Here is a 12,976-nt window from a genome sequence, read left to right as displayed (position 1 = left end):
CCGTAAGCCGCTATTAATTACATGCGCTTGATGGTTTCGAGTGTATACACATTTACATCATACACACCGGCATTTTCACTATTCACATCGATCAGAATACGCACCGTCTCATCGTCTACTTGAACAATCGCTTCCGGGAACATATTCAGGGATTTGTTAGGATACCAGAGCGTCTTCCACTGGAGAGACTCTTCCGCCAATCGATGGGGCTCAAATGGAGGCTTCAGGTAATAAATAACGATTCCTTGACCGCCCGTAACGACCCATTTCTCATGAAAATCGATGCACCCGCACTCCAATGGGAAAGGAAACTCCGCGACGACCAAAGGCTTTTCGAATTGGCCACCTTCTAACGTCGCTGACTCATACCGAAAGCAAAGTTTGTAAGAGTCGGAACCAGCCAATACCGCCTTTTTCATACTACGCCCTGCATAACCTCTTATTATTTGAATCCGCATTAAACCCCAAGCGGTTCTGGGGAGCAAAGAAGGAAGCGCCGGTCGCAAAGCGGACATTCAGGCGTCGCGACCACAGCCTTGGTAAGCCGCCGCTTGGAGCTCCAGGGCAAACCGGTCGATTTGACTCATTCGAGTGCAAAAAGAGAGCATTAATCGGATACTAAAATCCATTCCGCTCCAAAGAAAACTATGGAGGGGATAACAACCTCAACATCACTGTCAGGAAACGCCACGGTGAATTCAAACCCACCTCGATTCCATGATTTGAAGAGGACCCATCTTTCAAAAATAGAACCTTCTTTCGGGCTCGAATATTGTGTTTCTCGCTCAAAGTAGCCAAGCCAGTTTTGGTAATCCAACGTACTTTCCGTTGACGCATTGGGCGAAACAAATTTCAGGTAGGTTCCGGGACCTATGACGAAATCAGTTCTTATAGACCGACCATTACTACCACCGAAAATTCTTCTCATAAGTTTGGTCTTTGGTTTCCAAAACTGCTTTCCATTTTGAAAGTCGATAGGAGCCATTCCGTCCACGAAGGCCATATGATTCCAGCCGTATTTATCCTGGAGTATCTGTCGAATTGACTTCGCCTCAGTACCAATCTCGTCCATAGAGCAGCATTCCTTCTTTCCAGCCTTCTTGAATTGATCTTAACGCTTAACGATTTACATCTTAACCATAGAATAGCCTTCAGGGTGGCTCTACAGCGTAACTTTTGACTGAATCCGAACGCCGCGGCAGATCATGATTACCGACATACCAAAAGATGGGAGGCCTGAAGTACATTGCAGGGAAAATGAGCGAAACGTGAGCAGCGCGAATACCCGCTTTTGTTCAAGGATCCTGAGAGGCTGCGCGGGTCGCAAAGCGGACATTCAGGACGCTCGAACCATGACCGGTGCTAGCGGTTCAGTTCGTACGCACAAATATTAACGGCCGTGGCTAGATTCAGGGATTCCAGAACGCCCCCGCCGTGAATGGAGTAGGCCGTCACATCGAGCCTGGCCAGTTCTTCATGGGGTACACCGCGCGCTTCATTACCGAAGACAAAGCACTGTTGTTTGTTAAAGCCTTCACTGGCAATCGGTGCGCCTTCAATATCCAAACACGCAAAGCGATCAAAGCGCGTTTGTAACTCGGCGATGCTCACATCCAGCTCAATGGGCAAATGAAAAATCGCCCCCATGCTGGCGCGCACTACTTTCGGGTTATACGGGTCCACACTATTCGGGCTTAATACACAGCGGAAACCACCGAACCAGGCCAACGTGCGCAAAATAGTGCCCAGGTTGCCCGGGTCCTGCACTTCGTATAGATAGATGGTTTTTTCTTTCGCCGTTGCACCCTTTTCAGCAGCAGGCGCATGCAGTGGCTCAGCTGAGTGAAACGGCACCACCGCGATAATGCCCTGCGGGGTTTGCGTATCGGCAATCTTCTGCATTTGCTTGTCGGTGATACGCACCTGCTCGAGCTGTGTATGCACGTCGCCATAGCTGTCACTGACATAGACTTTGGCCTGCCGGAATGCTGGGACGTTTCTAGCCGCCTTTTCGAGCTCTAGAATCAGGTGTTCACCCTCCACCAAAAAGCAGCCAAATTCATTGCGGCCCTTTTTTTTGTGCAGTTTTTTTATGTCATCTAATTTCATAGTGCATTACTCAACAGACAAAGTGCGCATCACTCAATGCCGTGCTATTCACCCGCCAGCATGGCCAATCAGAGGCAATTGTACCTGCAAAGCAAGCGAGTACTAGCCTGTCTGGGGCTTACCCGTGTTACAGGCACGCCCCTGAGCAGGTATAATCAGCGCATCCTTCGGGCCCGATTCAGAGCAAAGACATGGCAAGATCCAAAAGCAGCAAACAATGGCTTAACGAACACGTCAATGATGTGTATGTGAAGCGCGCGCAGAACGAAGGCTATCGTTCCCGCGCCAGCTACAAGCTGCTTGAGCTGATTGACAAGGACAAGCTGGTCCGCCCCGGCATGGTGACCATGGACCTTGGCAGTGCACCGGGTGGCTGGTCACAGGTGTTGGCGTCGATTGTCGGCGATAAGGGCCGTGTCATCGCGTCCGATATATTGCCCATGGATGCCATGGCCGGCGTGGACTTCATTCAGGGCGACTTCACCGAAGATGACGTCTTTGATGAGATCATGGCCATCTTAGACAACGCCCCGGTGGACTTGGTGGTATCGGACATGGCACCCAACATCAGCGGCATCAACGCCGCCGACCAAGCATCCTCGATGTATCTGGTGGAATTGGCGCTGGATATGGCCCGTCAGGTCCTGAAACCCGGTGGCAGTTTCGTTGCCAAGGTGTTTCAGGGCGCTGGCTATGATGAGTATTTAAAAGACGTGCGCTCATCCTTTGATAAAGTATTGATCCGTAAGCCTGATGCATCACGTCCTCGCTCCCGCGAGGTGTACCTGGTGGCCAAAGGTTTCAAAGGCTAGCAGGCCGCCTGGCATGCCGGAAAACTGGCCGCTAGTGGCGGCCTTTCTTCACACTTGGCTTACCCGGCCGTTTTGACTTTGGCCCTGTCCTTTTACCGACGGGTTTACCGCCAGGTTTGCCACCCGGTCTATTCTTATCGCCGCCCTTACCGGGTTTCGCAGGTTTGCCTGATGGTTTTCTGGGCGCATGTTTCGTATTCGGGTCACCGCCTGGCTTTTTGCCTTTAGGTGGGCCACCGCGTTTGGGGCCATTCTTGCTGTTGCCGGCTTTGGCACCGGCCGCGTTACCGCCCGAAGCGGATTTCTGACCGGGCTTTTTACTGGGTTTTTTCTGCGTGGTTTTATGCCCGGCAGGCGCCTCAGACGATGAGTCTTTGATGGCGTCAAAAATACCGTTCAGCTCTTTTTGCGTGAGATCACGCCAATCGCCAACGGCCAGGCCTTTTATATCCACGTTCATGATGCGAACGCGCTCCAGTGCCACCACATCATAACCAAAGTGCTCACACATACGGCGAATCTGCCGATTTAAGCCTTGCACCAAGGTAATTCTAAAGACATTGGGTGCTTCCTTCTGCACCTTACACTTTTTGGTCATGGTGCCCAGAATCGGCACGCCATTGGCCATGCCCTCAATAAAACTATTGGTAATGGGCTTGTCCACTTCCACGAGATATTCCTTTTCGTGGTCATTGCCTGCGCGCAAGATCTTGTTCACCAAGTCGCCGTTATTGGTTAAAAAGATCAAGCCCTGGGAATCCTTATCCAGGCGACCAATGGGGAAGATGCGGGTACTGTGGCCAACAAAGCGCACGATATTGCTGGGCTCGCTGCTGTCCGTCGTACTGACTACCCCCACCGGTTTATTCAGTGCAATGAAAACAAAATCTTCGGGCTCTGGCGGCTCAATGAGTTGCCCATTAACCTTCACCGTATCGCCGGGCATCACACGGTCGCCCACCTGAGCACGCTTGCCATTCAGATACACGTTACCCTGCTCTATATACCGGTCCGCTTCGCGGCGCGAACACATACCGCTCTCGCTGATGTACTTGTTGAGACGGGTCGATGAGGTATTCAACATAGGTAATGGCTTATCCGAATGATTTGGACAACAAAATAACACGGAGCACGGGCACGCAGCGACCGCAGCAAAAAGCTCGCAATGTTGCGCCCATTAATCGTGGGGTATTCGCGCATTCGGCTCGGCGTTTAGCTCGCTGGTTTCAAGCGCCAGGCTGGAGCCGGGAAGCGGCGCGTGTCACGCATCCGCCTTCCGTGACTTGTCAGGCCCACCCCAAAACCAAGTCATCAGAAAGGGCCACGTATACCTGATGATGGGAGGAATTCACCAATGCTTGGAGCCTCTCAAGAATTTCGGACTCGCTTGCTTGATAGCCCCACTCAAGAACTAATTCGTGGACCCACTTCAGATGTTCTCTAATTGCAGCGTTCATCGAAACTTCCATATTCACTTGGGAGCCCTAACGCCTTGCACACGGGCGAAGGGCAGCCAGATCGATTTGCTCAAGGATTGGCGAAGCCAAGCACAAATAGAACTGGCGGAACGGAATCCGAGCACCCAAGGTTCGTTTGTGCTGCAACTTGTTATAGGTAATCGACATCGTACCTCACCTGAACAAAGTCGTTGGGGAATGCTGTTGCTTTAGCGTTTGTGAGTTTTACTTCTTTGAAAATATCACCAAACAATGGCTTGCCAGACCCCAGTAATAAAGGAGCTTGAGTGATGGTTATTTCATTAATAAGTTGCTCATTAAGGAAAGAGGTAATGGTTTCGCCGCCATCTATGTAAGCGTGTTTAAAGTTTGAACTTTCAAGCTCCTTAATGAGTTGACGAATATCACCTGAATACATTTCGATTTTACCTGCCAGATTTTTCGGGGGCTCGGTGACTGTTTTACTTAGCGCAATAATTCGAATGTCTTTATAAGGCCACTGGTCATCGGTAAGGTTAAAGCTAGCTAGCTTTTCCATGCAGTTACGACCCATGATCATGCAATCGACTGAAGCAATATAATCGTTGAAGCCCATGTCAGCCTGACCACCAAGGTCGACATTAGGTTTTCCAGCTGTTTCAAGCCACTCAACACTATCGTCAGCGGTTGCGATGTAACCGTCAGCACTTGTAGCGATGAATACTGAGCATTTCATTTAGATGACCTATAACGTTAGCGGCAGGGGCGCGACCTCAGGAGGGGGGCTGAACGCCCGTATAACACGGGCGCTGCCAATGCTTTGCGTCCTTCACGTTGGGGTGGACCGTTCTTTGAACTCAGGTTGTTGTCAACCTATCTCGCCGGCGCGGCGATACGTACCGGGCCGAAAAAGCCATTGATATACAGGCCGCCATCGGACAAAGGGGTCACGAAGGTTCCGCCGGTGTTGAACTTGACGCTCTTTCCAAGCGTGATCGTGCCGATTACCTTACCCGTGTCCCAATCAAGACCAGTCAGCGAGTACAGGCCGTCCTTGGCTGTGTTGAGATAGACGGCGTTATCGACGGTGGAGATGGGGGACAGCTGCCACGCCAATCCTTTGTCGTTGTACACCCAGGCACTTTCGAGACGGTTGGTTTCGGTGTTCCACTGGAACTTCTCGGCGCCCCGCGGGCCCGGCACCGTGGTGCCCATGGTCATAACGGTAGAGAGAAGGTCCAGACCTTTGTCCGCCGGAATCACTCTCGGGAACTCGGATCCCATCACCATGGTGCCGTAGCCATAAACATGCGGAGACCATTCGATGGTGGTCTTGACCGGAAAGGAGATCGCCGCTGATCCCGCGGTGCGTTTGCTTGGAGCGCCTTGCACCGCTACTGCGTCATCCGGAATCTCATCCCGCCAGAACGCCACCACCTTTACCGGGTCGCCCTGATCCACCGTCAACACCAGCCGGTCGTTGCCCTCACCAAAGCCCATCAACGTCGGTGTGGTTCCCGATCCACGGGACAATGAACCCTTTTTCTTGACCCAGTCGTAGGGCTCCTTCCAGGCACCGTCGGCCTCATCCAGAGAAAGCTCATCGCCTTTCCACACCAGCTTGCGCATGAACTTGTCGGTGACTACGTAAATGCCATTGTTTTCGTCAGCAATAACGCCATTGTCGAGGGCCTCACCGGGAATTGGCGCCAACCAAGACTTGGTGAGATCCCGGTCGAGGATGCCAATCACACCCGAGAGCGCCACCACCACATGACCGTCGTAAGTCATGTTCACGCCAAGAAAGCGGCTGACCTCTGCGGCCAATTCCTCGGGCAGGTCATTCTTGATGTCACGCTTGGCGACGACCACAAGCTCCGACCCTGCATCTCCTGGAGTCTTGTCGCCAAACTTGTACAGAACCGTCCCGAAGCCGGCATAGAAGTAACCATCCCGATCCATCATCCCGTACATGCCATTTGGCCAACTCTCCGAGGAAATCCCGGTCTTCTTGGCGACCGCCTGGGTGATGGCCAGGAACTCTTCGTCATTGGTACCGACCGCGTCGAGTTTCGCAACCAGTTCGGCCAGCTCCTTGCCTGACATGTAGTCGGACTCATGCCCGGGGATCTTGATTTCATTGATCAGTTCGAGTCGCCCCTCGTCGAAACGATACTTGGCCACCCGGCCGGGGCCCGAAACGCAGATGGCCTCCCGACCATCCTGATAGCGACGGTGGGCCAAGCCGGGATTCCCCATCCCACCGGGTTGGAAATTGACCTCCTCGGGCTTCACCACCCGGCCACCACCTCCGTAGCTATTCTCCACCACATCCGTCTGGGCCGAATTGTAATGAACCATCGGGAAGAAGCTGTCTTGAATGAGGAAGGGGTTCTTGGGTGGCATTTGGTTGTTTTGCTGGGCATGGGCCCCTGCTGAAACGAGTAACACAGCGATTAGTGCCCCACCGATGGGGTTTAAAAATGCTGTTAGTTTCACGGTTTAGCTCTCTCCTGGCAGTTGGGCTGATGTGCTCTCATCAGCTAACCCTTGGCCGGAGCAGACTTAATGCACTTGTTACAAGTTCACTCAAAAACCGGCCTCATAAAACTGCGCTTACAGCTTAGTACACAACGAGTTTCTCCGGCGTATTTGAAGGCGGCTTGTCAGGCTGAGTCGTGCAACGAGGCCTCACGGTATTCTTCATAGGCTGCCAGCGACTCGAACGTGAATAGTGCGATAGCGATCTTGTTGGCACCTTCCGACGGCAGAAAATACCCATGATGCTGACCGCCGAATTTCTCGACTAGGGGTATCCACACCTTCGGCATCGTCGTTCTCCTGTTTCGGTGGACTTTCCCCCGAGGCATCGGACACGCACAAAAAAGCCGCTACGGACAGCGGCTTTTTTGACCCTGGCAGGCTTTGGGCCTAGCCCATGTTTTTCCGGAGGAACTTCTGGATCTCGCCGACGATACCGCTGCGGAAGGCCAGCACCGTCAGGATGAAGATGCCCCCCAGAATCGGGTCGACCCAGTCGCGCAGGGAGCCCTGCGACAACTGGTACTCCACGTTCACCACGAAGGTGGCGCCAACGACGGGGCCGAGCAAGGTGCCCATGCCGCCCACCAGCGTCATCAGGATCACCTCGCCTGACATGTGCCAGTGGGCATCGTTCAACGAGGTCAGCTGGAACACCACTGACTTCATTGACCCGGCCAGGCCCGCCAGGGCGGCCGAGATCACGAACGCCAGTATTTTATAGCGGTCGACGTTGTAACCCAGCGAGACCGCACGGGGTTCATTCTGCTTGATGGACTTGAGCACCTGACCATACGGGCTGCTCACGATCCGCTGGACCAGCAGATAACAGCCCAGGAACACCGCCAGCACGAAGTAGTACATGTTCAGGTTATCCTCGAGATTGATCACCCCGAACAGGTGGCCCCGGGGAATACCGTGCATGCCGTCTTCACCGCCAGTGAACTCGGACTGAACGAAGAAGAAGAACACCAGCTGCGCCAGTGCCAGGGTGACCATGGCGAAATAGATGCCCTGCCGGCGAATAGACAGCAGGGCAAAGGCCAGGCCCAGGCCCGTGGCCACCGCGGTCCCCGCGAGAATGCCAACTTCGGTGGTCAAACCGGAATAGTTACTGAGCAAATACCCCGTGGTGTAGCCACCGGTAGCCAGAAAAGCGGCGTGGCCGAAGGACAACAACCCGGTAAAGCCAAACAGCAGGTTAAAGGCCACCGCGAACAGGGCGAAGCACAGGATCTTCATCAGGAAGACCGGATACATGACGAATGGTGCTGCCATCAGCAGCAGCACCAGCACCCCGTTGAGCAGCATTTTCTTGCGGTCCTGAACCTTCTGCTGTTCGAGGATTGCGTTATGGATATCGGCCGGATTGAACGACTGGCTCATGGTTAAGCCTCCTTACCAAACAGACCCGCAGGCCGGAACATCAGCACCACCACCATGACCAGGAAGATCACGGCGGATGAGGCCGGCGGATAGAAGGTTTTGGTGAGACCTTCAATCACCCCCATCAGGATACCGGTGATGATCGCGCCCCCGATGGAACCCATGCCGCCGATAACAACAACCGCGAACACGGTAATCAGTATGTGGGAGCCCATCACCGGCGTAACGGAATAAATCGGCGCCGCCAGAACCCCGGCGAAGGCCGCCAGCATGACCCCGAAGCCGTAGGTAAGGCTGACCAGCAAAGGCACGTTGATGCCGAAACCCTGCATAAGCTCGGCATCTTCTGTGCCGGCCCGCAGGTATGAGCCCAGCTTGGTCTTCTCAATCATGAACCAGGTACCGAAACAGACCAGCAGGGCAATCACGATAACCCAGGCCCGGTAGTACGGCAGGAACATGAAGCCCAGATTGACCCCGCCCTTGAACAGATCCGGCATGGAGTAACGCATACCCGACACGCCATAGATGTTGGTCAGTACCCCTTGCAGCAGCAGGGCGATACCGAAGGTCAGCAACAGGCTGTAAATGTGGTCCTGTCCGGCAATGCGACGCAGCAGGAAGTATTCGATCAGCACCCCGACTACACCGACAAGCAGCGGCGCCATGATGAGCGCAACCCAGTAGCTGACACCCAGAACGTCGAACAGGATGACGGTGGCCATGGCACCGAGCATGTACATCGCCCCGTGGGCGAAGTTGATAATCTTGAGCAAACCAAAAATAACGGCCAGCCCGAGACTCAACAGCGCATAGAACGCGCCGTTAATGACCCCGATCAGAAGCTGGCCGGACAGCACGGCAAGGGGGACACCGAAAATCATCGACATGTTGCTAACTCCAAAAGCAGCGCAGACGTATTCGCTAAGAGCGCCGTTGCGGATTCCGGAAGCTCGCCGGCCATGCGGGCCGGAGAGCCCCGGAGGTTACGCTCTTACTTGCTGGTTACCAGTGGGCACTTGCTCTCAGAAAGCGGACGATAGGCTTCATCGGCCGGGATGGTCCGCAGAATCTTGTACAGATCCCACTCGCTTTTCGACTCATCCGGAGTTTTCACCTCGGCCAGGTACATGTCGTGCACCATCCGGCCGTCTTCGCGGATTTTGCCGTTGCTGGCGAACATATCGTTGATCGGGGTAGCCATCATCTGCTTGCGCACGGTCTGGGCATCGTCGGAACCGGTTTCTTCAACCGCCTTCAGATACTGCATGGTGCTGGAGTAGATACCCGCGTGAACCATGGTCGGACGCACGCCGGTCTGCTCCATGAAGCGATCCGACCATTCGCGGGTCTCGTCGTTCATGTCCCAGTACCAGCCCGTAGTGAGCTGGATGCCCTGGGCCGCTTCGACGCCCAGAGCGTTAACGTCGGTCAGGAACAGAAGCAGCGCCGCCAGCGTCTGGCCGGACTGGGTCAGCCCGAATTCGCCAGCGGTGTTGATGGCGTTGGTGGTGTCGGCGCCGGCGTTGGCCAGTGCCACGACGTCAGCGCCGGAGGCCTGGGCCTGCAGGATGAAGGAAGAGAAGTCCGGAGTCGGGAACGGATGGCGCAGCGTGTCAACCACTTCGCCACCGTTCTCCTGAACCACGCTGGATACATCACCCTCAAGGGCATGGCCGAAGGCGTAATCGGCGGTCAGGATGAACCAGCTTTTGCCACCCTCTTTGACCACTGCACTGGCGGTACCGTTAGCCAGCGGATAGGTGTCGTACACATAGTGGATATGGTTCGGGGTGCAGTGCTCGTTGGTGATGCTGGAGGCTGCGGAGCCGGAAATGATCCCCAGCTTGTCGTTCTCTTCAAGGATATCGCTGACGGCAATGGATACAGAGGAGGCTACAAGCCCGGCCACCAGATCGACCTCGTCGTTTTCAACCCAGCGGCGCACGGTGCTGGAGGCCACGTCCGCGCTGTTGCGGTCGTCAGCGCTGACCACTTCAATCTTGGCGCCATTTACCTTGCCACCGAAGTCGGCAATGGCCATTTCCATCGCTTTCAGACCGTTGGGGCCCGCCAGATCCCGGTAGGTGCCTGACATGTCCGCCAGGTAACCGATCTTGACGGTATCGCCGGAAATGGCGGCCTGGGCACCACCGGCCATCATGGCTGAGGCAACGGCTGAAGTCAGAAGCTTTTTCATCATTGTCATTGTTGTATCTCCGCTACTGTTTTTGCGTTGGTTCGGGTTTGTTGTTGCTCTTGTTCTCTCGGTCTTGCCTGGCTGGGATCACACCCCCAGATAGCTGTCCAGCACTGACTGCTTGGCGCTCAGTTCGCCAGCGCTGATTTCCTCCACAATCTGCCCGTGTTCCACCACGTAATGGCGGTCGGCCAGCGGCGCTGCGAAGTGGAAATTCTGTTCGACCAGTACGATGGTCAAGCCCTTTTCCTTGAGCCTGACCAGCACCTCACCCAGTTTCTCGACAATCACCGGGGCCAGGCCTTCGGTGATTTCGTCCAGCAACAGCATATTGGCGCCGGTGCGCAGAATGCGGGCCATGGCCAGCATCTGCTGTTCACCACCGGAGAGCTTGGTGCCTTGGCTGAAGCGCCGTTCGTAAAGGTTGGGGAACATCTCGTAGATTTCTTCGAGGCTCATGCCGCCGCTGCGCACCACCGGTGGCAGGGTGAGATTTTCCTGCACGTTGAGGGCGGAAAAGATGCCCCGATGCTCGGGGCAATACCCGACACCCAGCCGGGCGATGTGGTGCGGGGCACACGACATCGTCTCTTCCCCGTTGATCATGATGGAGCCGGTGCGGCGGCCCACCATGTTCATGATTGACTTGAGCGTGGTGCTGCGCCCCGCCCCGTTGCGGCCCAGCAGCGTCACCAGCTCGCCGCGGTTCACCACCAGATCGATGCCATGCAGGATGTGGGATTCGCCGTAAAAGGCGTGCAACCCGGACACCCGCAGCTGTTCGTATTCTCGGTCCGCACGCTGGCTCATTGGGCGGCCTCCTTCTGGCTTTCCACCGCGCCCGTGCCGCGCTCACCGCTGTCACTGCTGCCCATATAGACTTCCCGGACGCGCGGGTCGGCCGACACCGTGTCGTAATCGCCTTCGGTAAGCACCGCCCCCTGGGCCAGCACCGTAATCCGGTCACACAGTTTGCTCACCACGCTGAGGTTGTGCTCGACCATCAGCACCGTGCGCCCCTGTGCGGCCTTGCGCACCAGTTCGACAACACGGTCAACATCCTCGGCGCCCATGCCCTGGGTCGGCTCGTCAAGCAGCAACAGCTCGGGCTCCATGGCCAGGGTTGTCGCCAGCTCGAGCGCTCGCTTGCGGCCATAGGCAAGCTCCACCGTGGTGGTATTGGCGTACTCAGCCAGGCCCACGGCATCGAGCAGTTCCATACAGCGTTCGTTGAGCTTGTTCAGCGAATTCCCCGATTTCCAGAAACTGAAGGACGTACCTTCGAAGCTCTGCAAGGCAACACGGATGTTCTCCAGCGCCGTCATGTGCGGGAACACCGCCGAGATCTGAAAGGAGCGCACCACCCCTTTACGGGCAATGGCGGCCGACTTCATGGCAGTGATGTCCTGGCCATTGAACAGGATCTGGCCACGGGTCGGGATGAGGAATTTGGTGAGCAGATTAAAGACCGTGGTCTTGCCTGCACCGTTGGGGCCGATCAGGGCATGGATATGGCCCTTCTGAATCTTCAGATTCACGTCGTCGACCGCAACAAACCCCTTGAATTCTTTGACAAGGTTGCGGGTCTCCAGAACGTACTGTTCACTCATGAGCCAGTCTACCTTTGTTATTGTTGTACATTAAAACTACTTCACAGACTAGTTTGACGTACACGTAAACGTCAACTCATTACTGCACTTTTTCGGGCCAGTTCACTAGGCAAAAAGTCGCATATCAAATCCCCAACCTGAGCTGGTTTTTCCAGATGCGGAGCGTGGCCCGTGTCCGCCATGAACACCGCCCGGGCCGTGTCCCCGATGCCTTCGGCAATGTCCGTCACCTGCTGCGGCAGCCCGTATTCGTCGTTGTCACCCTGAATGATCAGAGACGGACACGTGATTGCCGCCAGCGCCCCACTGAAATCCAGATGGCGCTGAAACGCCTCATCCAGCCATACGGTGTGCCAGGCGGTGAACAGCTCGTCAGTGCGGGCACCGTGGTAGCGCCACAGCTTGTCGCGCAGATCGGTTTCCCGGTACTTCACTGTCATGTCCCGGATGCCTTTTAGGGTCAGGTGATCGGCGTAGGTGTGCGCCGCCATGGTCACCAGCGCCCGGACACGCTCCCCAAGCGCGCCCGCGGCAAACAGCGCGATAGAGCCCCCGTCGCTGTGCCCGACAAGCACCACCTGATCGATCGCCAGGGTGTCCAGAAGGCGGGGCAGCCAATGTTCGCCATGCTGTTGCAGGTAGTCGTAGGGCCGCGGCAGGACTTCATCCGACGACCGCCCATAGCCAAGACGGTTGAAGACCAGGGCATCCAATCCGGTGGCCTCAGCCAGCTGTTCCGGGAACCGGCGCCACAGGGCAATGCTGCCCAGGGATTCGTGCAGGAAAACCAGCGTTGGCCCCGAAGGCTTGTTGTGGCGGATACGTCGCGCCTCGACCGAGACGCCGTCGCCAAGAGAGACCATCGTGTCTTGGATCTGCATG

At 55.6% G+C, this 12,976-nt stretch carries 13 protein-coding genes and 1 pseudogene; 1 reads left to right on the top strand and 13 read right to left on the bottom strand.

Features of this window, described 5'->3' with window-relative positions; genetic code table 11:
- Nucleotides 1-17 precede the first annotated feature (17 nt).
- The 3 genes from LPB19_RS08755 to LPB19_RS08745 form a co-directional block, all read right to left on the bottom strand.
- Nucleotides 18-419 carry a hypothetical protein gene (locus LPB19_RS08755; protein ID WP_206642551.1) on the bottom strand — a complete coding sequence of 134 codons (402 nt, stop codon included), beginning with the start codon at nucleotides 417-419 and terminating at the stop codon, nucleotides 18-20.
- Between the two features lie 188 nt (nucleotides 420-607).
- Entirely contained in the window at nucleotides 608-1,072 is a 465-nt protein-coding gene (locus LPB19_RS08750; protein ID WP_206642550.1) for a hypothetical protein, read from the bottom strand.
- Between the two features lie 290 nt (nucleotides 1,073-1,362).
- On the bottom strand, nucleotides 1,363-2,109 hold the full coding sequence (locus LPB19_RS08745; RefSeq protein ID WP_206642549.1) for a TrmH family RNA methyltransferase: 747 nt from the start codon (nucleotides 2,107-2,109) through the stop codon (nucleotides 1,363-1,365).
- 191 nt (nucleotides 2,110-2,300) lie between these two features.
- On the opposite strand from LPB19_RS08745, the gene rlmE reads away from it, so the two are divergent.
- Nucleotides 2,301-2,921 carry a 23S rRNA (uridine(2552)-2'-O)-methyltransferase RlmE gene (gene rlmE / locus LPB19_RS08740; protein ID WP_206642548.1) on the top strand — a complete coding sequence of 207 codons (621 nt, stop codon included), beginning with the start codon at nucleotides 2,301-2,303 and terminating at the stop codon, nucleotides 2,919-2,921.
- 31 nt (nucleotides 2,922-2,952) lie between these two features.
- Here the strand turns inward: rlmE and rluF are convergent, their stop codons facing one another.
- From rluF to LPB19_RS08690, 10 genes and pseudogenes are all read right to left on the bottom strand, one after another.
- A complete protein-coding gene (gene rluF, locus LPB19_RS08735; protein WP_206642547.1) occupies nucleotides 2,953-4,005 on the bottom strand; it encodes a 23S rRNA pseudouridine(2604) synthase RluF in 1,053 nt (350 codons plus the stop codon).
- Between the two features lie 524 nt (nucleotides 4,006-4,529).
- Complete coding sequence (locus LPB19_RS08730; RefSeq protein ID WP_206642546.1) at nucleotides 4,530-5,093, bottom strand: dihydrofolate reductase family protein; 564 nt, start codon at nucleotides 5,091-5,093, stop codon at nucleotides 4,530-4,532.
- A gap of 137 nt (nucleotides 5,094-5,230) precedes the next feature.
- A complete protein-coding gene (locus LPB19_RS08725) occupies nucleotides 5,231-6,763 on the bottom strand; it encodes a hypothetical protein (RefSeq protein ID WP_206642545.1) in 1,533 nt (510 codons plus the stop codon).
- A gap of 179 nt (nucleotides 6,764-6,942) precedes the next feature.
- Nucleotides 6,943-7,182 (bottom strand): annotated as a pseudogene (locus LPB19_RS08720) (NIPSNAP family protein); the annotation flags it as partial.
- Between the two features lie 106 nt (nucleotides 7,183-7,288).
- A complete protein-coding gene (locus tag LPB19_RS08715; RefSeq protein WP_206642544.1) occupies nucleotides 7,289-8,284 on the bottom strand; it encodes a branched-chain amino acid ABC transporter permease in 996 nt (331 codons plus the stop codon).
- Between the two features lie 2 nt (nucleotides 8,285-8,286).
- The gene (locus LPB19_RS08710; protein WP_206642543.1) at nucleotides 8,287-9,174 is read right to left on the bottom strand and encodes a branched-chain amino acid ABC transporter permease; all 888 of its coding nucleotides are present in this window, start codon (nucleotides 9,172-9,174) and stop codon (nucleotides 8,287-8,289) included.
- Between the two features lie 104 nt (nucleotides 9,175-9,278).
- Entirely contained in the window at nucleotides 9,279-10,493 is a 1,215-nt protein-coding gene (locus LPB19_RS08705) for an ABC transporter substrate-binding protein (protein WP_206642542.1), read from the bottom strand.
- Nucleotides 10,494-10,571: 78 nt separating this feature from the next.
- Nucleotides 10,572-11,294: an ABC transporter ATP-binding protein gene (locus tag LPB19_RS08700; RefSeq protein ID WP_206642541.1), complete on the bottom strand. Its 723-nt coding sequence runs from the start codon at nucleotides 11,292-11,294 to the stop codon at nucleotides 10,572-10,574.
- Entirely contained in the window at nucleotides 11,291-12,094 is an 804-nt protein-coding gene (locus LPB19_RS08695) for an ABC transporter ATP-binding protein (protein ID WP_206642540.1), read from the bottom strand. The genes LPB19_RS08700 and LPB19_RS08695 overlap by 4 nt, the downstream gene beginning before the upstream one ends.
- Before the next feature lie 71 nt (nucleotides 12,095-12,165).
- Nucleotides 12,166-12,975: an alpha/beta fold hydrolase gene (locus tag LPB19_RS08690; protein WP_206642539.1), complete on the bottom strand. Its 810-nt coding sequence runs from the start codon at nucleotides 12,973-12,975 to the stop codon at nucleotides 12,166-12,168.
- Nucleotide 12,976 lies beyond the last annotated feature (1 nt).

It is taken from the genome of Marinobacter salinisoli, assembly GCF_017301335.1.
Lineage (GTDB): Bacteria > Pseudomonadota > Gammaproteobacteria > Pseudomonadales > Oleiphilaceae > Marinobacter > Marinobacter salinisoli.
Note: the sequence above shows the minus strand (reverse complement) of the source record. Positions and strands in the feature narration are given on the sequence as shown.

Bases quoted from the DNA above. Each gene is read 5' to 3' on its own strand.
- LPB19_RS08715 (WP_206642544.1), bottom strand. From the start codon at position 8,284: ATGAGCCAGTCGTTCAATCCGGCCGATATCCATAACGCAATCCTCGAA.
- LPB19_RS08700 (WP_206642541.1), bottom strand. From the start codon at position 11,294: ATGAGCCAGCGTGCGGACCGAGAATACGAACAGCTGCGGGTGTCCGGG.
- LPB19_RS08725 (WP_206642545.1), bottom strand. From the start codon at position 6,763: ATGCCACCCAAGAACCCCTTCCTCATTCAAGACAGCTTCTTCCCGATG.
- LPB19_RS08755 (WP_206642551.1), bottom strand. From the start codon at position 419: ATGAAAAAGGCGGTATTGGCTGGTTCCGACTCTTACAAACTTTGCTTT.
- LPB19_RS08750 (WP_206642550.1), bottom strand. From the start codon at position 1,072: ATGGACGAGATTGGTACTGAGGCGAAGTCAATTCGACAGATACTCCAG.
- LPB19_RS08695 (WP_206642540.1), bottom strand. From the start codon at position 12,094: ATGAGTGAACAGTACGTTCTGGAGACCCGCAACCTTGTCAAAGAATTC.
- LPB19_RS08705 (WP_206642542.1), bottom strand. From the start codon at position 10,493: ATGACAATGATGAAAAAGCTTCTGACTTCAGCCGTTGCCTCAGCCATG.
- LPB19_RS08710 (WP_206642543.1), bottom strand. From the start codon at position 9,174: ATGTCGATGATTTTCGGTGTCCCCCTTGCCGTGCTGTCCGGCCAGCTT.
- LPB19_RS08745 (WP_206642549.1), bottom strand. From the start codon at position 2,109: ATGAAATTAGATGACATAAAAAAACTGCACAAAAAAAAGGGCCGCAAT.
- rluF (WP_206642547.1), bottom strand. From the start codon at position 4,005: ATGTTGAATACCTCATCGACCCGTCTCAACAAGTACATCAGCGAGAGC.
- rlmE (WP_206642548.1), top strand. From the start codon at position 2,301: ATGGCAAGATCCAAAAGCAGCAAACAATGGCTTAACGAACACGTCAAT.
- LPB19_RS08690 (WP_206642539.1), bottom strand. From the start codon at position 12,975: ATGCAGATCCAAGACACGATGGTCTCTCTTGGCGACGGCGTCTCGGTC.
- LPB19_RS08730 (WP_206642546.1), bottom strand. From the start codon at position 5,093: ATGAAATGCTCAGTATTCATCGCTACAAGTGCTGACGGTTACATCGCA.